18 protein-coding genes and 1 pseudogene are annotated in these 19,818 nt (G+C 57.7%); 14 read left to right on the top strand and 5 right to left on the bottom strand.

Features of this window, described 5'->3' with window-relative positions; genetic code table 11:
* Positions 1-109 precede the first annotated feature (109 nt).
* The 3 genes from repA to repC all read left to right on the top strand — a co-directional run bounded on the left by repA (position 110) and on the right by repC (position 3,832).
* Positions 110-1,393 (top strand): plasmid partitioning protein RepA, encoded by a 1,284-nt coding sequence (repA, locus tag ACQZ45_RS20790; protein WP_003518687.1) that lies wholly within the window; start codon positions 110-112, stop codon positions 1,391-1,393.
* On the top strand, positions 1,390-2,415 hold the full coding sequence (gene repB / locus ACQZ45_RS20785) for a plasmid partitioning protein RepB (RefSeq protein ID WP_019567178.1): 1,026 nt from the start codon (positions 1,390-1,392) through the stop codon (positions 2,413-2,415). The genes repA and repB overlap by 4 nt, the downstream gene beginning before the upstream one ends.
* Before the next feature lie 202 nt (positions 2,416-2,617).
* The gene (repC, locus tag ACQZ45_RS20780; protein ID WP_112651858.1) at positions 2,618-3,832 is read left to right on the top strand and encodes a plasmid replication protein RepC; all 1,215 of its coding nucleotides are present in this window, start codon (positions 2,618-2,620) and stop codon (positions 3,830-3,832) included.
* Between the two features lie 637 nt (positions 3,833-4,469).
* Here repC and ACQZ45_RS20775 read toward each other — a convergent pair.
* Together ACQZ45_RS20775 and ACQZ45_RS20770 are read right to left on the bottom strand one after the other, a co-directional pair.
* Positions 4,470-6,983 carry a CoA transferase gene (locus ACQZ45_RS20775; protein WP_448742521.1) on the bottom strand — a complete coding sequence of 838 codons (2,514 nt, stop codon included), beginning with the start codon at positions 6,981-6,983 and terminating at the stop codon, positions 4,470-4,472.
* A 24-nt stretch (positions 6,984-7,007) separates the two neighbouring features.
* Entirely contained in the window at positions 7,008-8,696 is a 1,689-nt protein-coding gene (locus tag ACQZ45_RS20770) for a GMC family oxidoreductase (RefSeq protein ID WP_111784015.1), read from the bottom strand.
* 160 nt (positions 8,697-8,856) lie between these two features.
* Here ACQZ45_RS20770 and ACQZ45_RS20765 point away from each other — a divergent pair, with 160 nt between their 5' ends.
* Positions 8,857-9,786, top strand: coding sequence for a LysR family transcriptional regulator (locus tag ACQZ45_RS20765; RefSeq protein WP_025591781.1), 930 nt, complete (start codon positions 8,857-8,859; stop codon positions 9,784-9,786).
* A 55-nt stretch (positions 9,787-9,841) separates the two neighbouring features.
* Here ACQZ45_RS20765 and ACQZ45_RS20760 read toward each other — a convergent pair whose 3' ends face one another.
* Entirely contained in the window at positions 9,842-10,726 is an 885-nt protein-coding gene (locus tag ACQZ45_RS20760) for a LysR family transcriptional regulator (RefSeq protein ID WP_174038195.1), read from the bottom strand.
* A 117-nt stretch (positions 10,727-10,843) separates the two neighbouring features.
* Between ACQZ45_RS20760 and ACQZ45_RS20755 the strand changes: the two genes are divergently transcribed.
* Genes ACQZ45_RS20755 through ACQZ45_RS20740 form a run of 4 tightly spaced genes read left to right on the top strand, consistent with a single transcriptional unit; the run spans position 10,844 to position 13,226 of the window.
* Entirely contained in the window at positions 10,844-11,305 is a 462-nt protein-coding gene (locus ACQZ45_RS20755; protein ID WP_013637024.1) for a VOC family protein, read from the top strand.
* Positions 11,302-12,033 (top strand): SDR family NAD(P)-dependent oxidoreductase, encoded by a 732-nt coding sequence (locus tag ACQZ45_RS20750; RefSeq protein WP_448742520.1) that lies wholly within the window; start codon positions 11,302-11,304, stop codon positions 12,031-12,033. Before ACQZ45_RS20755 ends, ACQZ45_RS20750 begins: the two co-directional genes overlap by 4 nt.
* A gap of 1 nt (position 12,034) precedes the next feature.
* Positions 12,035-12,340, top strand: a complete 306-nt coding sequence (locus tag ACQZ45_RS20745) for a putative quinol monooxygenase (protein WP_111801635.1) — start codon at positions 12,035-12,037, stop codon at positions 12,338-12,340.
* A gap of 49 nt (positions 12,341-12,389) precedes the next feature.
* A complete protein-coding gene (locus ACQZ45_RS20740; RefSeq protein ID WP_112523779.1) occupies positions 12,390-13,226 on the top strand; it encodes an oxidoreductase in 837 nt (278 codons plus the stop codon).
* 149 nt (positions 13,227-13,375) lie between these two features.
* Here ACQZ45_RS20740 and ACQZ45_RS20735 read toward each other — a convergent pair whose 3' ends face one another.
* Entirely contained in the window at positions 13,376-14,290 is a 915-nt protein-coding gene (locus tag ACQZ45_RS20735; RefSeq protein WP_025591789.1) for a LysR family transcriptional regulator, read from the bottom strand.
* A 118-nt stretch (positions 14,291-14,408) separates the two neighbouring features.
* Here ACQZ45_RS20735 and ACQZ45_RS20730 point away from each other — a divergent pair, with 118 nt between their 5' ends.
* The 3 genes and pseudogenes from ACQZ45_RS20730 to ACQZ45_RS20720 form a co-directional block, all read left to right on the top strand.
* Positions 14,409-14,945 (top strand): hypothetical protein, encoded by a 537-nt coding sequence (locus tag ACQZ45_RS20730; RefSeq protein WP_025591791.1) that lies wholly within the window; start codon positions 14,409-14,411, stop codon positions 14,943-14,945.
* A 14-nt stretch (positions 14,946-14,959) separates the two neighbouring features.
* Positions 14,960-15,097: a hypothetical protein gene (locus ACQZ45_RS20725; protein ID WP_013637029.1), complete on the top strand. Its 138-nt coding sequence runs from the start codon at positions 14,960-14,962 to the stop codon at positions 15,095-15,097.
* A gap of 13 nt (positions 15,098-15,110) precedes the next feature.
* Positions 15,111-15,563: pseudogene (locus ACQZ45_RS20720) on the top strand (SOS response-associated peptidase family protein); the annotation flags it as partial.
* Between the two features lie 75 nt (positions 15,564-15,638).
* Here the strand turns inward: ACQZ45_RS20720 and ACQZ45_RS20715 are convergent.
* Positions 15,639-16,541 carry a LysR family transcriptional regulator gene (locus ACQZ45_RS20715; RefSeq protein WP_448742519.1) on the bottom strand — a complete coding sequence of 301 codons (903 nt, stop codon included), beginning with the start codon at positions 16,539-16,541 and terminating at the stop codon, positions 15,639-15,641.
* 101 nt (positions 16,542-16,642) lie between these two features.
* Here ACQZ45_RS20715 and ACQZ45_RS20710 point away from each other — a divergent pair, with 101 nt between their 5' ends.
* The 3 genes from ACQZ45_RS20710 (at position 16,643) to ACQZ45_RS20700 (ending at position 19,593) form a co-directional block, all read left to right on the top strand.
* A complete protein-coding gene (locus ACQZ45_RS20710) occupies positions 16,643-17,269 on the top strand; it encodes an NADPH-dependent F420 reductase (RefSeq protein ID WP_025591795.1) in 627 nt (208 codons plus the stop codon).
* Positions 17,270-17,817: 548 nt separating this feature from the next.
* Positions 17,818-18,687 (top strand): AraC family transcriptional regulator, encoded by an 870-nt coding sequence (locus ACQZ45_RS20705; protein WP_236761694.1) that lies wholly within the window; start codon positions 17,818-17,820, stop codon positions 18,685-18,687.
* 153 nt (positions 18,688-18,840) lie between these two features.
* Complete coding sequence (locus ACQZ45_RS20700) at positions 18,841-19,593, top strand: SDR family oxidoreductase (protein ID WP_013637034.1); 753 nt, start codon at positions 18,841-18,843, stop codon at positions 19,591-19,593.
* Positions 19,594-19,818: the final 225 nt, after the last annotated feature.

Here is a 19,818-nt window from a genome sequence, read left to right as displayed (position 1 = left end):
TTCTATAAGTATCTGATTATAATTTATAAAATGGGCGCGTCTATTCCCCTGTCAACCACGGACGTCAATATCCGGTTAACCGTAAATAACTGGACGGCGAAACAGAATCATGTTGTACCTTTGGCGGACGATGGTCGGCAAACCGGCGAATGCCCGCCAAGAGGAAAATATGGCGATAGCAAAACACGCAGAAATGACGAGCGGTCAGAAGGAAGACGCGGGCGCCAAGATTATGCGCCATGCGGGTCTTCTGTCTCAGCAGTTGCAGGACCTTCGCACCCGCATGTATCCTCCGAAGTCGGAGAAAAGCCTGCGACCGTTCCTCACCAACGAAGTCTCCAAGCTGACCTCAATACCCGATTCTACGCTGAAACTCATGTCGAGCGAAGGCCGTGGACCGATCCCTGGCCGGCTCGAAAATAACCATCGTGTCTATACGCTTGCTCAGATCAATGAATTGCGTGAGCTCTTTGCCGCCCAAAAGCCTTCTGAAGCGCTGAGATTTTCTCCTCGCCGACGCGAGGGCGAGCATCTCCAGGTCGTTGCGATCGCCAACTTCAAGGGCGGCAGTGCCAAGACCACGACCTGCGTCCATCTTGCGCATTATCTCGCGCTGCAGGGCTACCGCGTGCTTGCTCTTGATCTCGATCCGCAGGCATCACTTTCTGCACTGTTCGGCGCGCAACCTGAGTTTGACGTTGGTGCCAACGAAACGATCTACGCTGCTCTTCGCTACGACGACGCCGAGCGCCGGCCAATCCGCGATATCATCCGCAAGACCTATTTCGACGGGATCGATCTGATACCCGGCAACCTCGAAGTGATGGAATATGAGCATGAAACGCCGCGGGTTCTGGCGCAGAAATCGGGCTCGGGAGCGATCTTCTTCGAACGGTTGAAGCTTGCTCTTGCCGAGGTTGATCAGGACTATGACGTCGTCATTCTCGATACGCCGCCGTCTCTCGGGTTTCTGACGCTGAGTGCGATTTATGCTGCGACCAGCATGATTATCACGGTACACCCGGCGATGCTCGATGTCGCATCCATGAGCCAGTTTCTCCTGATGATGGGAGATCTGATAAGCGTGCTCAACGAGAGCGGAGCACAGCTTGATCAAGATTTCATCCGCTATCTCATTACCCGCCATGATCCCAACGACGCACCACAGTCTCAGGTCGTTGCGTTGATGCGCCATCTCTTCGGAACGGATGTGCTTCTTCCGACGCTGATTGAAAGCACTGCTGTCGAGGCAGCAGGACTTGCAAAGCGCTCGATTTACGAACTCGAAATGGGCCAGATTGGCCGTGACACGCATAAACGCGCACGCGAGGCGGTTGATGCCGTCAACGAAGCGGTCGTGAAACTCATCAACACCAGCTGGGGACGCACATGACCAACAAGTCATCGCGTAAATCCATCGTTGCAAATTTTGGCCTGCTGTCGGCGGAACTTGAAAACCGGCTGGCGACCGATGCTCCTGCCTCCCCGCAACAACCTGCACCAACTGCACGTGTCGGTGCCGGCGTGATCGGTGCGGCGCACAGGGCGATCGACGACATCAAATCGGAACGCGACCGCCTCAAGGCGCTTGTTGAATCGGGTGGTGGTGCGATCAGAGAGCTCGACCCGTCAAAGGTCGATCCCTCTCCCTTTCCCGATCGTCTTCCAGATGACGATGCATCGGATTTCGAGTCTTTCAGGAACTCGATAAAGTCCGAGGGTCAGAAGGTCCCGATCCAGGTCCGCAAGTCACCAGCATCGCCCGATCGCTATCAGGTTATCTACGGCCATCGCCGGCTCCAGGCAGCGCGCGATCTTGGAATTCCGGTCAAGGCGATCGAAGTCGAGATTTCCGACGTCGAGCTTGTCATTGCGCAGGGTATTGAAAATGCCGATCGCCAGGATCTGACCTGGATCGAGCGCACCCTGTTTGCCCGCCGTATGGATGATGCCGATGTGAAGCCTCGTGATATCAAGGCGGCATTGTCTATCGACGATCCCGAGCTTGCACGGATGCGAGCGGTTTATCGCGCCCTTCCGCTCGATATCGTCGAGACAATTGGTCGGGCAGCCAAGGTCGGTCGTCCAAGGTGGGTGGAGTTTGCAAAGGCTTTCTCCGAACAGCCTGACCTGCACGATGAACTGCGCAGCGTGCTTTCGGCCGCTACGCAAAGACGGCTTGGATCCGATCAAAAGTTTCTTGCCGCCTTTAACGCCCTGAAACCTGCCGCACCGTCGAAGGCCGGCAAGATGATTGCCGGCGCCGCAGGCGAACCACTTGGCAGCTTTTCGCGCACGAACAAGGATATCCGTATTTCGGCGGATACACCGGCCGGAGCAGAATTCCTGCGTTTCATCGAAGCGCAGCTGCCATCACTGGCTGAGCGGTTCACGCGCGAAAGATCAAAGATTTGAACTGAAGCCGAGAAACAGACTTCGGAACCATTTTAAGTAAGGAAAACGCGCAAAAGAAAAAGGCCCCCGAAACGTTGCCGTCATGGAAGCCCTTCTCGTCGTGTGAGAGCTAGAGAATCGCATTTCCATGAATCCTAGTCAAGAGTCTTTGGCACCGTTTTGGTGAGCGTAAATCTTTTGCCTTTTTGAAGAGGCGAGGGACATGGAAGGTGGACAAGTGACGACGCCGTTTGGGCGGCGGTCGGTAACGCTTGCGCTTGTGAAGCAGCAGATTGCCACGACCAGGATCAAGGAAGGCAAGTCGGCAGACAAATGGAAAGTTTTCCGCGACGCATCGGAGGCGCGAGAGGTGCTTGGTCTGCAGGATCGCAGCCTTGCAGTGCTCGATGCGCTTTTGAGTTTCTATCCTGAAAATGAGCTGCGCCAGGACGCACAGCTCATTGTTTTCCCGTCGAACATTCAGCTGTCAATTCGTGCGCATGGCATTGCGGGCGCTACCCTGCGGCGTCATCTTGCCCTGCTTGTCGATGCAGGGCTGATCATCCGCAAGGATAGTGCAAACGGCAAACGCTACGCCCGAAAGGATGGTGAAGGCTCGATCGAGCATGCCTTCGGTTTTGACATATCGCCGCTTCTGATGCGCGCCGAGGAACTGGCATGCCTTGCCCAGCAGGTGGCTGCCGATCGGATCGCGTTCCGCAGGGCAAAGGAGAACCTAACGATCTGCCGGCGGGATATCCGCAAGCTGATTACGGCGGCCGTCGAAGAGGGAGCTGCAGGCGATTGGGACGAGCTGGAAGAACAATATCTGGCCGCTGTCAGGCGAATTCCTCGAAACCCGACGCTCGACGAACTGAGAGATTTGGGCATCGAGATGGATAATTTGCGGCAGAACATCATCAACCAGTTGAATTCCGATGATTTTTCTTCAGAAATGACCACCAATGATGCTCAAAATGAGCGTCACATACAGAATTCAAATACCAACCTCCTTAATGAACTTGAACCTAGCTCTGAAAAAGAGCAGGAGGCGAAGCCGAGCCCGAATAAGCAGGCCGAACATGTGCCGATTAAGGCTTTTCCGATTGGTCTCGTCTTGCGCGCCTGCCCCGAGATTTTAAACTACGGTCCTGAAGGCCAGATCAGAAACTGGCGAGAACTCATGACGGCCGCCGTGGTGGTCAGATCGATGCTCGGGGTGAGCCCGTCCGCATATCAAGAGGCCTGTGAGGTGATGGGTCCGGAGAACGCGGCAGTGACGATCGCCTGCATTCTCGAGCGGGGCGGTCACATCAATTCGGCCGGCGGGTATCTCAGAGACCTAACCAATCGGGCCAAGCGAGGTGAGTTTTCGCTGGGGCCGGTGCTGATGGCGCTATTGCGGGCGGCCGGTCATTCGGTGAAGGCAACGGGGTGACGTTGACGTAATGGATGAGGGTTCCCGTTGCGCCGGTGTTTCCATCTGGAGACTGGAGCATTTGAGGAATCCACATCCAGGTTTGGGGGCTTTCCCTTCATTTTCCGGCCTTCCATATCAGTTCCTTCCGCCTCAATGTTTACGACCCAACGACAGCTGAACTCTTGTTGGACTGCAGCCAGGTTAAAAGGCCGAGAGAGACTGACATCAGCTACCGGACGTTGTTCACGGAGCTGATGCGGCGGACGTGGGGTGCCTAACTTGCGGCGGACTTCCGTTTGGAAGCGTAGTTCGTGACTGTGACGGTCAAATAACGCGACTATTGGTATTTTAATCTCACTAGCCCCGAAAAGGATGAGCGAAGCTATGTCGGGTCACACTACGATAAGCAGATCACGGTGCGGTATGATCATACGGCACCCAGATGAAGATTGTGGTTATGGACTAGGGATTGATCACTTTCACCCCGGCAGCCTCGAATGTGCTTGTATAAGTCATGTCGAGGCAAAAAGTTCTTTCGTGGCACTTCCGCCCAAGGTGCCATGTTGAATATCTAACCCGTTAATGCCATCGCGCACTTGGACGGGCCGTGAGCGGCTTCGGTATCCTCCTCAGAACACGAAGCTGCCGTGTCCTGCTAACTCGGCAGATACTCTGCGCTCCAACTCTCGCTGATCGTGCCGGATGCAATCAACCGATCGATCTCGTTATCCGTGTAGTTCAGGTCGCGGAGAACGGCGCGTGTGGAGGCGCCGTACTTCTCCGCTGGCGTTATAGCCGTCACCTTGCCGACTGCCGGACGGATGGCGAAGGGGTCGAGCTGAGTGACGGTGTGCCCGCTCGGATGGTCTGGAAAAACCGAGAATGAATAACTGCCCCGGTCGATCCCCGGCGTGCCGTCGGCAATGCGGGCGCTGCGGCTGCGGATCTCCTCGATGTTCTCGCAGAGAGATACGCCGATATCGGCTTTCTGCAGGCGCTGTTGCCAGGTTTCAGCAGGTGCCGTCATGAAGGCTTTCGCCAGATAGGCCTCGCGATCGGATGCGGCCATCTCGACAATTGCCTCAAGCCCCTCCGCCCTGCCGAAGCGTGGCAAATCAACTTCCGAAGCACAGAGGAGAATATGATCCCCCGACGCCGTTTCGTAGAGCTGCGACAGGGCGTTATATCCCTTGGTCTCGCGACCGGAAGGCTCATCGAAGGGACCTCGGTTGGTATAGTCATAGCAGAAGGGTATCTGGGCGAGACCGGTAAGCGCTGACAGCGAGGTCCGCGGACGGCCGATGACCCCGGTTCTGGATTTCTGATACGAAGCCGCTGCAATGCCGAGCGCAGCGCCGAAACCGCACATGACGTCAATGGTACCGACATGGGCGTGTTCCTCCGGCGTGTCCATGGAGCCGCCGAAACGCAACATCATGCCGGTTGCCGACTGCACGAGGTCGTCATAGCCGAGATAGTCGGTACGCGGACCGGTGCGCACGCCGCCGAAGCAATCGAGCTGGCAGAAGATCGCTTGGGGGTTGAGCGCTTTCAGGCTTTCGGCATCGAGCCCCATCGCCTTGACCTGACGGTCGGTGGCGTTCCAGACAACGACATCGACTGAGCGCACCAGTTCTTCGAACACGATGCGGCCATCGGGCGAACCAATGTCCAGCAGCACGGACTGTTTCCCGCGCATGTGGGACATGCCGAAGATCACGGTGTTCCAGCAGTCATAGAGCGGCTTGGCCGGATCGATCTTGATGACCTCCGCACCGAAGCGGGCAAGATAGGCGACCGAATGCGGACCGGCGATCACATTGCACAGATCGAGAACCTTGACGCCGTCCAGCCAGCCGCCGGGGGCCTCATTAGCTACAACCGGCAAGGAAGGGTGCTCCATGCCGGCGAGCAGTGCTAGCGCCTCCTTGGCCGTTCCCCAACGTCTCGGGCTTGGCGTTAACATAGGTTCGGCGCTCTCCTGCAGCCAGGCCATAGGCCCCGGCTGGGTCATGCGGCCGAAGATCGGATCGTCCACTTCGATCATGAGGCCGGCAGCCTTGGCATGATCGTCGGCGATCCATTCCTTCAGCCAGCGTTGCGGCGCACCCGGAAACAGCCCTTCTCCGAAGACACGTTCCCATTCAAAAGCCGTTTTGGTCAGGAAAACATCCTTCATGCGAGCCGCGATTTTGTCAGCCCAGAATTTTGGGAGCGGATAGACACCGAGCGAAACGTCCGAAGACCACTGCGAAACTGGAAGATAGGTGTCTTCCTCCTCGCGCAGTCCTTCAGCAACGAGCTCGTCGTAAATGCCAAGCGCTTGCAGGCAGCGTTTGGCATGGTTCTTGTGGCTGGGGCAGACGACGTAGAACATCCGCCCGTCGGCGCACCTATAGCTGCGATAGAAGGGATCGAGAAACTCCTGGAGGTCGTCAAAAGACATGTCCATTTGCAGGTCCTCGCCGCGCCGACGCTCGATTTCCCGCTCGCGCTGGGTTTTATAACGCAACGGATAGTCGTCAATCAGAATGGAATTGTAGGACAGGCCCTCCATGACGGCGCTTGCCAGCGGCACCTCGATATGATCGCCGTGGCCGGTGCGCTCACGCGCCTGAAGCGCCAACACCGTCGCGGAGGCCGCAAGCATCGTACCATATGCGGAAGAGAGTGGGAGCGGCGAGAAAGACGGGTTGATACCCATAAGAACGCGGTTTAAGCCCATATCCGTAAAGACGCCCGACGAGGCTGCGATCACTGTCTCGAAGGCTCGCCAGTCCCGGCGGAGTTCATCGTCGGAGGCGAAACCTGGGATAGACAGGGTGATCAGCTCAGGCCGCGATTTACGCAAAGTCGAAAAATCGATCCCGAGCCGGGCAAGCACACCAGGGCGAAAGTTCTCGATCACAATATCAGCCTCGGCCACCAGCGCTTTCGCCTCAAGCAAACCCTTCTCCGTTTTGAGGTCGAGTGCGACGATCAGCTTGTTGCGGTTGAGGATGGCGTTGGCGGGATTGTCCCAGAGCGGCCCGTTGGGGGGATCGATATGCACGACGGTAGCACCCAGATCGCCGAGGATCATGGCCACGGCCGGGCCAGCAATATACTGCCCAAAATCAACGACTCGAACGCCGGAAAGCGGAAGCGTTGAACGTGCTATTGATGTCATCCTGTAACCTCCCCCAATAGTTTTCTATGCGTGTGCGTCAGCAACAATCCAGCCGGCTGCCTTTTCGGCGATCATCAGCGTCGGCGCATTGGTGTTACCACTGGTGATCTTCGGCATGATGCCCGCATCGACGACCCGCAGTCCCGCGATTCCGCGAACCTTGAGGCGACTATCGACAACCGCCATAGGATCGTCATCCCCGCCCATCTTCGTCGTACCAACCGGATGGAAGATGGTATTGGCAATGTCGCCCGCAAGCCGCGCCAGCTCCTCATCGCTTTGGAACTGCGGGCCCGGTTTCCACTCCTCCGGCCTATATTTCGCCAATGCTGGCTGCGACACGATTTTGCGCACTTGCCGCAGACTTTCGGCAGCAATCCTGCGGTCTTCGTCCGTGCTGAGATAGTTCGGCGCAATCGCGGGCGCGTCCGACGCCTTATTGGAGCGAATACGAACGCTGCCCACGCTCGATGGATTGAGGTTGCAAACGCTGGCTGTGAAAGCGGGGACAGTGTGCAACGGTTCGCCGAAGGCGTCGAGGCTGAGGGGCTGGACGTGATACTCCAGATTGGCGTGGGCCTGGCGTTCGTCCGAACGGGTGAAGGCGCCCAGCTGCGAGGGCGACATGCTCATCGGACCACTGCGTTTCAACGCATATTCGAGCCCTATCATCGCTTTACCAAAGACGCTGTTGGCGAGCGTATTCAGCGTTTTCGTATTACCGACCTTGAAGACGGCACGGATCTGCAGATGGTCCTGAAGATTTTCTCCGACACCTGGCAGGTCGTGTTTGACCTCAATACCGAAACGCTTCAGCAATCCCGCTGGACCGATGCCAGATAATTGCAGGATTTGTGGTGAGCCGATGGCGCCGGCCGACAGAATGACTTCTCCCCGCGCCCCAACCTCCGTGCGCTGCCCTTGACGCTCAACAATAACACCGATGCACCGCTTGCGACCAGATGCCTCGTTCGCAAGGATCAAACGCTCGACATGAGATTGCGTCCAGATCGTCAGGTTTGCGCGGTTTTTCGCTGGGCGCAGGAAAGCCTTGGACGTGTTCCAGCGCCAGCCCGAGCGCTGGTTCACCTCGAAATAGCCGACGCCTTCATTGTCGCCACTGTTGAAATCGTCCGAACGCGGAATGCCCGCTTCCACCGCGGCTTCTGCAAAGGATTCGAGGATATCCCATTTCAGCCGCTGCTTCTCGATGCGCCATTCGCCGCCATGGCCATGCATGTCGGAAAATCTGCTGTTGCCACCAGTCTTCGGGTCTGCGCCATGGTCCAGCCGGTAGTGGTCCTCGTGCGCCTTGAAATCGGGCAGGCAATTTTGCCAGGACCAGGCATCGTCGCCGGTTGCCGTTGCCCACCCGTCAAAATCGCGTGCCTGACCACGCATATAGATCATGCCGTTGATCGACGAGCAGCCACCAAGCGTCTTACCGCGAGGATAGCGTAGCGAACGACCGTTCAGTCCGGCGTCCGGCTCGGTTTTGTACAGCCAGTCTGTGCGCGGGTTGCCGATACAATAAAGATACCCGACCGGGATATGTATCCATGGGTAGTCGTCCTTGCGGCCGGCTTCCAGCAACAGGACACGTTTTGACGGGTCACGACTGAGGCGATTGGCAAGCAGGCAGCCTGCAGAGCCACCACCGACGATAATGTAGTCAAAAACGTCGTGGAAATTGCCGGAACCACCATTCCTCATTGGGTTACCCTCCAATCGCGATGGAACACCACACAATTATAAGACTGGACACCTTGCAGTGGCATGCCATGCTTCCTCCCTGCTTTATATGCAGGCATAGCCAACATTCGCTCGTGAAATCCAATGACAAATTCAACCAAGCATTATAAGTGAAATTAATATGCTGGAAGGTATCGATCTGAGAACATTGCGAGCGTTCGTTACCGTGGGGCGAGAAGGGAACGTCACCCGCGCCGCCGAGCACCTCCACGTTACGCAGCCTGCGGTGACGCTTCAGTTGAAACGCTTGGCCGCTGACACCGGGCTAACCCTGTTCCGGCGGACCTCGACAGGTTTGGAGTTGACACAGGAAGGTGCACTGTTGGCGGCAAAGGCCGAGCAAGTGCTGGCGGCGCTGACGGACTTCGGCCAGACAGCCGGGCGTTTATCGACCGGCGTCCGGGGAAAATTGCGGATCGGTACGATCATCGATCCGGAGTTCACACGATTAGGGGCGTTTCTGAAAGCACTTATCGAAAACGGGCCAGGTATCGAGACAACGCTGCGTCATGGCATGAGCGGCGATGTGCCGGAGAGGCTGAAGCGAAACGAACTCGACGCCGGTTTTTATCTTGGTGATCCAAGGGACTATGACCCGCCGACCGATATTACTGGAGGGAGTACCGCGTCGCTTTTCCACTCTCGCGCACTTGCGCAATTGACCTATTGCGTTGTCGCTCCGCCATCGCTCGCCAACTTTGTTCGAGGGGCCAACTGGTTACAGCTTGCCTCCCTCCCCTGGATCGGCACGCCACCCGCATCGGTCCATAACCGGATGCTGGCACGGCTGTTCACCAATCTTGGCGTTCGCCAACAGATTGTCGCCCAGGTCGATCAGGAAGCGTCAATGATTGCCATGACACGCACAGGGATAGGGCTGAGCCTTTGCCGGGAATCGATTGCCCTTTATGAACAGCAGTCTCATGGACTGGTCATCGCTGATAATGTGAAGCTCTCGACGACCTTAAGTTTCCTCTGCCTGGAAGCGCGTATGAGCGATCCTTCTATCGTCGCTGCATTTGACGCAATCAAACGAGTTTGGGTTCAGTAAACCGACTTAGCGGTGAAGCTCTTGATAGGAATCGAACCGTCGGGCTGCAGTCCCTTCACACACGCAGCGCATCAATGACGGCGCGCAGGCCGGCCGACAGGTATTTCCGCGTCGGGTAATAGAGATAGAGCCAGTCCTCGGGCGCACTCCAGGATGCCAGGCATTCGACCAGGCTGCCGCTCTGGACATAGGAACGCGCGCGCTCTTCCCAGACGTAAGCCAGCCCCACGCCCGAAAGTGCCGCCTCGACCATCAGTTCATGGTCATCGAGCGACAGAGATCCGGTCGGCTCGAATTCGATGATCTTGCCAGCGCGGCTGAACTCCCAAGGGTAGGGTTTGCCGCTTGGATAAATATTGCGGATGCAGACATGGCCACGCAGATCATCCGGGGTTTTAGGAAGCGGATAACGTTCGAAATAGCCTGTTGAGCCCACGACGGCAAACCGAAGCCGCGGTTTGATCTTCACAGCCGTCATGCCATCGCGCAGACTTTCTCCAAGACGGATGCCGGCATCGAACCCCTCCTCCACAATGTCGACAAGCCGGTCGGTAGCGACGATTTCCAGCTGAAGCCCGGGATTTTCTGCAATCAGAGGACCGATGACTGACCGGAATACGAACGGTGCGACCGAATTGGGCGCATTGATGCGAACCTTGCCAAAAGGCGTATCGCGAAACTGGTTGAGGGCATCGAGCGCCGAGCCGATCTCGCCGAAGGCGGGCGACAGTTGCGCAAGCAACATTGCCCCGGCATCAGTCAGCGACACGCTGCGGGTCGTTCGATTGAGCAGACGAATGCCGACGCGTGCCTCGAGATTACCCACCGCATGGCTGATCGCCGAGGCCGTCACCCCGCGCTCTTCGCCGGCGCGGCGAAAGTTGCGGTGACGGGCGACCGCATCGAAGGCCGCGAGTTCAGAGAGATCCGTACTGCGCATTGTCAAATCTCACTCATCATTGAGAGGAAGATTATCTCTCTAATCCTCATCGTTGAAAAGGTCCAGATTTCTCCTCGCAAACCGGCGCTTGTGCCGGACCACACAGGAGATAGGACAATGGCCGACTTCATTCCTCCCGCCCACAACACTGCATCACCCTTTGCCGACATGCGCGGTCATCACGTTGCCGTCCGCACGCCGGACCTCGAAACCGCAAAGCGCTGGTATGTCGAGAAACTCGACTTCCGTGTCGTTGCCGAATGGGACTACGCCGACGAACAATTGGCCTATCTCGCACCCGCGACTGACGACCATTTCTATGTGGAAATCCTGGGTGGCGGCGATCCGGCGCCGGCGGAGGTCCGCCCTTATACCGATCTCGGCGATAGCCTCAAATATGCCGGCTACCACCATTTCTGCCTGAATGTCGCAAGCGTCGACGCCACTGTCGAGGAATTGCGGGCGCGCGGCGTCACCATCGTGACCGAGCCGTTCGAGCTTTTGGCAATCAGCCGCCGCCTCGCCTTCTTCTGCGATCCCTTCGGCAATCTGATCGAGCTGGCGGAAGTCCTGCCGTGACCCTTTCTCACCCGGCTGGCCGTCACGGCATCGCGATGGCCAGCACATCAGGAGAATATCCCATGACGAACTCCATCATGATTATCGGCGCCGGCCCCGGCATCGGGCAGGCCGTTGCGGAGAAATTCGGGCGGGAAGGCTGGCATGTCGTGCTCACCTCTCGCAATGCCGCTCGTCTCACCGGTCTTTCCAGAACCCTTTCCGGGCAAGGTCTCCACGCCTCGACTTTGCAAGCCGATGCGACCGACCCGATCGCACTGCGCAAGGCGGTCGCTGAGGGCGACCGCATGTCCGGCGGGCTGACGGCGGTCCTTTTCAATGCCGCGTTCGTGCGTGAACAGGATCTGTTCAGCATGCGCGATGATGAGGTCACGGACGACCTCGCCACCAATGTCGCTGCCGGCCTTCACACGATCCGGGCATCCGTTGAGTTGTTCGGTGCCCGCGGCGGTACGATTCTGGTTACAGGTGGCGGCCTCGCCGTCTCACCCCATGCCGGCTATGCCAGTCTCGGCCTTGGCAAGGCGGCCCTTAGAAATGTCGTCGAAAGTCTGGCCGGCCCTCTCGCCGAACGCGGCATCCGCATCGCGGTGGCGACAATCGCCACACTCGTCGGCCCCGGATCGACAGAGGCGAGAGAGGCAGCCGACACAATCTGGACGCTGGCGACGGACCCGACCGCAGGGTGGGAAGCCGTTTACCCCGCAGACGCCTTCAAGGGAGACTGACATGACCGAAACATTGACTTTGATTGCCAGGCTGACGGCCAAGCCGGACTGTGCCGCGACGCTTGGCGAAGCGTTGCAGGCTCTGGTCTTACCGACCCGCGCCGAGGGGGGATCGATCGACTATCACCTGCACCGCGACAACCATGATCCCAGCGTCTGGATTCTCTATGAGAACTGGCGATCGCGCGCTGATCTCGATGCGCATTTTGAGCAGCCCTACACCAAAGCCGTCATGGCGCGCTTTCCGGACCTGCTGGCCCGCGACATGGAACTGACATTCTGCACCATGACATCGCCGCGTCCCTGAGGGGTGGCGCGGCACTTTCCCCATCAATTCAATATCAAGGAACATCCTCATGAAAATCTGGTTCATCACCGGCGCCTCGCGCGGCTTCGGAGCCCTCGTGACCACACGCGCTCTTGCCCAGGGAGATGCCGTCGTCGCCACCGCCCGTAATCCGAAGGCGATTACCGATCGGTTCGGCGAGCATCCCAACCTGCTTCCGGTCGTCCTCGATGTGACCGACGACAAACAGGCAACCACAGCGGTCAAAGCCGGGATCGAGCGCTTCGGCCGCATCGATATCCTGCTCAACAATGCTGGGTTCGGATTGATGGGTGCCGTCGAAGAAGCAACCGTGGCTGAGGTCGAGGCTGTATACCGCACCAACGTCTTTGGTCTCCTCAACGTGACCCGCGCCGTCCTGCCCTTCATGCGCCGGGCCCGTTCCGGCCGCATCCTGAATATCTCGTCGATCGGCGGCTATCGCGGCGCAGCAGGTTTCGGGGTCTACTCCTCGACGAAATTTGCCGTCGAGGGGCTGAGCGAAGCCCTGCATGACGAACTGGCGCCGCTTGGCATCCATGTCACCGTCATCGAGCCGGGTTATTTCCGGACCGACTTCCTCGACAGCTCGTCCTTGTCGGTCAGCGGCAATATCATCGGCGATTACGCAGAAACTGTCGGCAAGGTGCGCACGATAGCAGCCGGTCTCAGCCATAACCAACCCGGCGACCCCCAAAAGCTGGCAGAGGTCCTGATCGCCTTCGCTGACGCCCCCAATCCGCCGGTCCGCCTCCCGCTCGGTAGTGATACCGTCGCAGCGATCGAAAAGAAGCATGCACAGGACAACGCCATCCTTTCCGAATGGCGCACCGTCTCGGTCTCGACCGACTTCGCCGTTGACTCATAACGACGTGGGTCTGATTAATTTCATCCGATGGGAGGCCGCTTTCGGGCCTCCCATCGCCTTGAGCAGATTTGCACGCAACGATTTGCCGTTATTGGTCGCGGCGTCGGCTAAAAACCTCTGCGAATTAGCGTTTCTCGCCTGTACGCCTCTCAGCTCCAGCGCGGTGGCGTCCCAATGTGATCTTTCAGCGCTAGTGTGAATGCCTTGACCTTGGCAGATGGTACCTGAAGCGCGCGTAGAAGATAAATTCCGTTGGCCGCTTCATTCCATCTTTCGCCCGATAACGGTAGGCGTACAAGATCACCCACCTTCACCGAAGGTCCCGATACCCAGCTCGGCAGGAACGCCACACCCATCCCCGCTAGTGCAGCCCCGTTCAGCGCTTCAAAATCATCGGACCGGAATACAACGCGCTCACACGCTTCCCCGGTCGGCGCGCCAAGAATGCTAGACCACTCAAGAAGATCGTTGCCATGGAGCTTGTCGAGAAGGCGATGATTGCGAAGCTCGTCTTCGCTTTCCGGCACGCCGTGATGCTCAACATAGGCCGGGCTTGCCACGAGTATCCGATCGAGGGGTGCCAGTTTGGTTGCGATCAACGTGCTGTCGGGCAGTTCCCCCATTCTCACCACCAGATCAAGTCGCTCCGCGACCGGGTCGGCCAGTCGTTCGGTCAAGTCCAGCTCAACATGCAAGCCTGGATATTGCCACGCAAGCGATGCCAAGACAGGAATGACATACCGCTTTCCGAAGGTCGGGAAGCAGGCGATACGCAAAGTGCCACTGACCTCACTATCGAATGCCGTCACCTCGGCATGCGTATCGGCCAGATCGTCGAGCAGGCGCTGCGCACGCTCGAAGAGGTGACGGCCCGCGTCCGTTAATGACAGTGCCCGTGTTGAGCGGACAAGGAGAGGCACCCCCAGATCCTGCTCGAGCGCATCGATCTGCCGCACAACAGCCGAGGGAGTGACAGCCCGACGCCTGGACGCAGCTGAAAAGCTGCCGGCGCGGACGACGTCAACGTATACCGCCAGATGTTCAGCGAAGCGTGGATCCCTCATCTTTGCCTACGACGCAAAACCGTTCCGACCATTCAGTTGGTTATCATCCAAGGTCATCAGGAGCACATTCCTTCTCGTCAACGGGCAATTTTGCTCACCAAACAGAAGGAACACACCTATGGTCAAGATCCTTGATACAATTCTCTCACAATCCGCCTATTCCGCAGAGATCGACATTCCGCTCGAAAAGATCGACATTGCCGATTGGCTCTTCAACCTACCCGAAGCGGAATATCTTCGCTGTTGCCCGCCTGACCATATTGCCGCAGGCGTCACCTGGACTGACGACGGCCGTCGGATGTCGATCAATGTCGAGCAGATCGGCTCAGGCCTAGTGGTACAGCACTATGTGGCCGAAGCCGCCGAACCAACCTATTGCCGGATGAACTCGATCTCGGATGTCTTCACCGCCAGTGGCAGAACTCAGGTCAATGTCGTCTGGGAACTGATCGCTGAGAAAATCGATGACGGCAGGACGCGCTACACCAACAAGGTCACAGCGCATCCAACCGATGCGTTCATGAAGTTCATCGAAGACCATGGGGTCGCTTACGAAGATGCTGCAGCCGCCCGTCAGGCCGCAGGTGGTGACCACAACAGCCGCGAAACGCCACTGTTCGCTGCCAGCATCGCCCGGCGCGCGCTTTCGAAGTAAGGGAGGAACATGCGATGAAAGCGATCGTCTTTGATGAATTCGGAAGCTCGGATGTTCTACGGCGTGCCGAAGCACCCATGCCTGAAGTGCGTCCCAACGACCTTCAGGTGAAGGTTATGGCGGCAGGTGTCAATCGCGCCGACCTTCTTTAACTCGAAGGCGTCTATGGAGCAGCGTTGCCTCGTCCCTGTCACCAGTTTTGCCGAGCCGGATCCGGCCAGCAAACAGGAAGGCGGCAATGTGCCCAATGCCTGGTTTGCCCGCGATGACGAGAAATCGCTGATGTTTTTTGCGGGAATCCATGTGCCGCGCTGGCAAAGTGTGCGGAAGGTCAGGGACGGCCTCACGACCGACGATCTCTATGGTTTTCTGACCACAGATCCCAACGATCTCGTGAAACCGATCCATGGGAAAGCCATGCCGGTTCTGTTGCTGAAGAAAGAGGACACGGACATCTGGATGCGGGCGCCGTGGGACGAGGTAAAACATCTTGTCCGTCCGCTTCCGAATGATGCGCTGATCATTCTGTCGCGTGAGCCCGATGGATCATCGATCGTGTCGAAATCCGGTGAGCCTGTAACGCACTGGCCTTCCGAGATCTCGTCGATGCGGCGCTGATCGGCTTCGATCGCCGCGAGTCTTTCACACTTCCTCCGCGGAACTCACTCCGCTTGGTTAGAACTCCTGCGTCGCCTATTTGGGCACGTCCGTCCCAAATTCATCGATCAGCGCTTCGACGAAGCTTCGTACCTTGGCGGTAGGCCGGCGCCCGACGGGGTAAATCACGTGCATTGGACGAGACGGACCCTCGTGGTCGGGCAGCACCTGGACGAGTCGCCCGGCAGTGATTTCTGCGTTCAGCACACTTTCCGGCCCCAACGTGATGCCATAGCCTGCGATCGAGGCATGCAACAAGGCCTTCCAGTCGTTGCTACGGATTCTACCGCTGATGCGCACCTCCTCGCTTTTGCCGCTGCGAGTGAACTGCCAGCGGCAGGGAGTCGAGGACGGCCGGTCGCCATAGGCAAGGCAATCATGCTGCTCCAGATCCAGTGGAATTCGAGGGGTGCCGCGCCGGATAAGATAGTCCGGAGACGCACATGCAATCAGCCGATAGGGAGCGAGAGGAAGCGCGATCAGCGACGAGTCTTCGACCTCGCCGATCCTTACCATCACCTCGAACCCCTCCTCCAACGGATCAACGAAACGGTCGTTGAGAGTAAGGTCTATTCGCATGTCCGGATAGCGATCGAGATAGCGCGTCACGAACGGCGCCAGACTAAAGGCACCGAAGGTCACCGGAGCATTGACCCGCAGCACGCCTTTTGGCTGGGAACGCATATCAAGTGCAACGGATTCAGCCGCCTCGACGTCTGAAAGCAGCTGCTTGCAGCGGTCATAGAAGACCCTTCCCACGTCGGTCAGACTTTGTCGCCGCGTCGTACGGTGAAGCAACGCCGTCCCAAGTCGGTCCTCCAGGAACACAACATGTTTGGCGACCATTTGGGGTGACATTCCCATGGCCTTAGCTGTGGCGGCAAAAGAGCCCAGGTCGGAGGCTTTGACAAAAACAGCCATGCTCGAAAGTTTGTCCAAGATTGCCCGCTTACAGTTGGGAATGCCTGCTTGAATTGGCGATTTATCTCAATGTGGCACTCAATTAAACCCATGTTTGTGAAATTAATCGGAGAGACATCATGAAAATTGGAATTATTGGGGCAGGCATGGTTGGCCGTGCCATCGGCAAGCTCGCTGTTGCTTTGGGCCATTCTGTCATGCTGAGCAATTCTCGCGGCCCTCAGACCCTGTTCAGCTTGAGCCGGAGCATGGGGTGCCAAGTAGGAACGGTCGAGGAGGCCGCCGCTTTTGGCGAACTCCTCGTCATCGCCATTCCACTCGCAGCCTATCGGTCTATCCCAGTTGAGCCACTTGAGGGCAAACTGGTGATCGACACGAACAATTACTACTTCGAACGAGACGGCCACATTCCAGAACTGGACTCAGGCGAGACGACGACAAGCGAAATTCTCGCGCGCCACCTGCCGCGATCGCGGATCGTCAAGGCATTCAATGCCATCATCATGGACGATCTTGAAAAGGATGGACAGCCGGCTGGATCGTCGGGACGTCGAGGTCTCCCTCTGGCTGGCGACAATTCTACCGACAAGGCGGTCGTCGCAAGGCTCTATGACCAGTTCGGCTTCGATGCAGTGGATGCAGGCCTTCTTGCCGAGGGATGGCGGTTCGAGCGCGGCAGGCCGGTTTATTGTGTGCCGATGGCTGCCGATCGCCTAAACGATGAGCTTGCGAAAACGATCCGCTAGATCGGTCCCGGAAGCGGCAAGGCGTCAGCTTTACATAGTCGAAGAGCAGAACCAACTGCGGAGCCGACTGCGCTCGTCCCCGCAGTTTCAATACCGAAGCAGCCAGCCTTCGCAGACCTTTCATCCAGAACCGCTTCAAGATCTGCCTGATTTCGGTTGTTACAAGCGCCCAAACAGGAAATGGGCATACCAGCTGTAGCGAGCAGCGCGAAAGCCGTTCGCCTCCCGCAAGACCGGCAAAAAGGGTTGACGCAGAAGGTTTGAGCATGGCGACAGCAAAGCCGGAAACCGAGACCGACAGCCCGGGGCTAGCGGGCCCGCATCTGAAATCTATGCCTCCGCCGTACCGCCTTATGCGGACTGGCACTGCCGTCGAAAACCGCGTCACCATGGTGGGTGATTTCTGGCATTCTCACAACACCGCTGTCTTAGGCCATGGACAACCAAGAAAGTCCATTTGATAATGAAATCGTATTCAAAATTATGGATCGTACAGAATGGATGCTTTGACCGACGTAGTGCAACTGCTAAGACCTAAGACAGTCCTCATGGGCAGCATGGTGGCATATGGAGATTGGGGAGTTCAGGTTCCGCCGCAATCTGGTCCAATGTTATATTTTATTATGGAAGGCTCGGCGCAGTTTCGCGCCAGCCATGGCGAAACAACGTCGCTGGAGACTGGCGATTTTATCCTGTCGGGAAATCCCACAGCCGACACATTCTTCAGCCGGCCTGACCAAGAGATCGTATTCTCCGATGAAGAGTTCAAGGCGCTCAACACGGTCGACGGAGAAATTAGGGTCGGCCAGGTTGGGTCGGAAACTCCGACGCGTATTATTGGCGGGTGCATACTCTGCGATCCAACGAATGCCGACTTGTTATCAGAGCTGCTGCCCACGCTTGTCCATGTCCGCGCTGAAGAGGGAATCGGAGCCCGTCTCGGCAACCTCATCGCTTACATACGTGATGAAGCGGCCAACTCCCGGGCTGGAAGTGACCTCATTTTGTCGCGGCTTTTGGAGGTCCTGCTTATCGAAACGTTGCGGCGCGAAGCCTCGACACTTCCAAACCCCGGAATGTTGCGTGGCCTTTCCGATCCCCAGCTTGCTCGGGCCATCAGCGACATTCATTCAGACGTCCGCCGCGGCTGGACGATCGCCGAGCTAGCACAACGAGCCGGAATGTCGCGTTCGGCCTTTGCCCGGAAATTCTCTGCGGCTGTTGGCCTCGCACCCGTTGAGTACCTTCTCAGATGGCGGATGGCCATCGCCAAGGACACATTGCGACATAGCCGGAGATCGTTAGAGGAAGTCGCCGAAAAGGTGGGCTACCAATCTGCCAGCGCCTTCAGCACTGCGTTCAGTCAGAGGGTCGGGTGTCCACCGAGCGAATTTGCGCGGATGGCAGGTGCGACCTAGATCACTTTGGTCATCACCAATTCAGAGAAGAAATGAAGAGCCAACAAACAGCGCGATTAGGACGATACAAAACGCATAAAGGACGATCGATTATGGTTCGTCTTGGTTTTCAGATTTAGAAGGAACCATCCTAAAAACAAATTGGAGGTTCCAATGAAAACCATTCTAATTACGGGCTGCTCCTCTGGCTACGGCCTGGAGACGGCTCGTCACTTCCTCGCAAACGGTTGGAACGTCATCGCCACGATGCGTACGCCGCGTGAGGATGTCCTACCGCGCTCGACGTCACTTCGCATCCTGCCACTGGATGTCACGAGCGTTGACAGCATCGCAGCCGCGGTTGCGACCGCCGGCCCGATCGACGTTCTGGTCAACAATGCCGGAATCGGCGTTGTCGGCGCTTTCGAAGCAACGTCCATGTCGCATATTCGCAAGATCTTCGATACCAACACCTTCGGCCTGATGGCCATGACCCAAGCGGTGATCCCGCAGATGCGCGAACGCCGTTCCGGCGCGATCATTAACGTGACGTCCAGCGTCACCTTGGCTGACATGCCTCTTGCAGCAGCCTACAAGGCCAGCAAGCAGGCGATTGAAGGTTTCACCGGATCATTGGCACACGAGCTCGGCTATTTTGGTATTCGCACCAAGCTGGTCGAGCCAGGCTACGCTCCCACAACGCGGTTTACCGAAAACACGTCGGTGCGCATCGAGGACATGATCCCGCCAGCCTATGCCGATTTTGCAGCTCCAATCTTTGCCTCCTTCGCAAAGCCCGCACTGACAACGAAGGAAACCGACGTTGCCGAGGCGGTCTGGGCCGCGGTCGCGGACACCGCTGGTCAGCTTCGCTTCCCTGCCGGTCCAGATGCAGTCGAATTGGCACGCGCTGCTGGTATTATCTGACCTTTGGGCAGTGGACCGGGCGGCGGAGGAACCTTTAGTCTGCCGCCTGACGCCTCTCTGGGTATGACGGCTAACGACTTGGCGGAGCACTGGAGCGGCGACGCCAGATGCTGCTCACTTCCCGCAGCTCTTGAGATCCCATCAGGGGTGAGTAGCGGCCTGCACCATGGCAGAGTGAGGTCGCTAGAAAACTCTCTGGAGGCCAATCATGCCGATAACAGCAGA

The organism is Agrobacterium sp. 16-2014-1-2a (genome assembly GCF_053522705.1).
This window is presented reverse-complemented; position numbering and strand designations above follow the sequence as displayed.

Excerpts from the sequence above, each read along its gene's own strand:
- ACQZ45_RS20770 (WP_111784015.1), bottom strand. The coding sequence starts at position 8,696 with ATGAGGAATGGTGGTTCCGGCAATTTCCACGACGTTTTTGACTACATT.
- ACQZ45_RS20755 (WP_013637024.1), top strand. The coding sequence starts at position 10,844 with ATGGCCGACTTCATTCCTCCCGCCCACAACACTGCATCACCCTTTGCC.
- ACQZ45_RS20740 (WP_112523779.1), top strand. The coding sequence starts at position 12,390 with ATGAAAATCTGGTTCATCACCGGCGCCTCGCGCGGCTTCGGAGCCCTC.
- ACQZ45_RS20705 (WP_236761694.1), top strand. The coding sequence starts at position 17,818 with ATGGGCAGCATGGTGGCATATGGAGATTGGGGAGTTCAGGTTCCGCCG.
- repA (WP_003518687.1), top strand. The coding sequence starts at position 110 with ATGTTGTACCTTTGGCGGACGATGGTCGGCAAACCGGCGAATGCCCGC.
- ACQZ45_RS20760 (WP_174038195.1), bottom strand. The coding sequence starts at position 10,726 with ATGCGCAGTACGGATCTCTCTGAACTCGCGGCCTTCGATGCGGTCGCC.
- ACQZ45_RS20745 (WP_111801635.1), top strand. The coding sequence starts at position 12,035 with ATGACCGAAACATTGACTTTGATTGCCAGGCTGACGGCCAAGCCGGAC.
- ACQZ45_RS20710 (WP_025591795.1), top strand. The coding sequence starts at position 16,643 with ATGAAAATTGGAATTATTGGGGCAGGCATGGTTGGCCGTGCCATCGGC.
- ACQZ45_RS20730 (WP_025591791.1), top strand. The coding sequence starts at position 14,409 with ATGGTCAAGATCCTTGATACAATTCTCTCACAATCCGCCTATTCCGCA.
- ACQZ45_RS20765 (WP_025591781.1), top strand. The coding sequence starts at position 8,857 with ATGCTGGAAGGTATCGATCTGAGAACATTGCGAGCGTTCGTTACCGTG.
- ACQZ45_RS20700 (WP_013637034.1), top strand. The coding sequence starts at position 18,841 with ATGAAAACCATTCTAATTACGGGCTGCTCCTCTGGCTACGGCCTGGAG.
- repC (WP_112651858.1), top strand. The coding sequence starts at position 2,618 with ATGGAAGGTGGACAAGTGACGACGCCGTTTGGGCGGCGGTCGGTAACG.
- ACQZ45_RS20735 (WP_025591789.1), bottom strand. The coding sequence starts at position 14,290 with ATGAGGGATCCACGCTTCGCTGAACATCTGGCGGTATACGTTGACGTC.
- ACQZ45_RS20725 (WP_013637029.1), top strand. The coding sequence starts at position 14,960 with ATGAAAGCGATCGTCTTTGATGAATTCGGAAGCTCGGATGTTCTACGG.
- repB (WP_019567178.1), top strand. The coding sequence starts at position 1,390 with ATGACCAACAAGTCATCGCGTAAATCCATCGTTGCAAATTTTGGCCTG.
- ACQZ45_RS20775 (WP_448742521.1), bottom strand. The coding sequence starts at position 6,983 with ATGACATCAATAGCACGTTCAACGCTTCCGCTTTCCGGCGTTCGAGTC.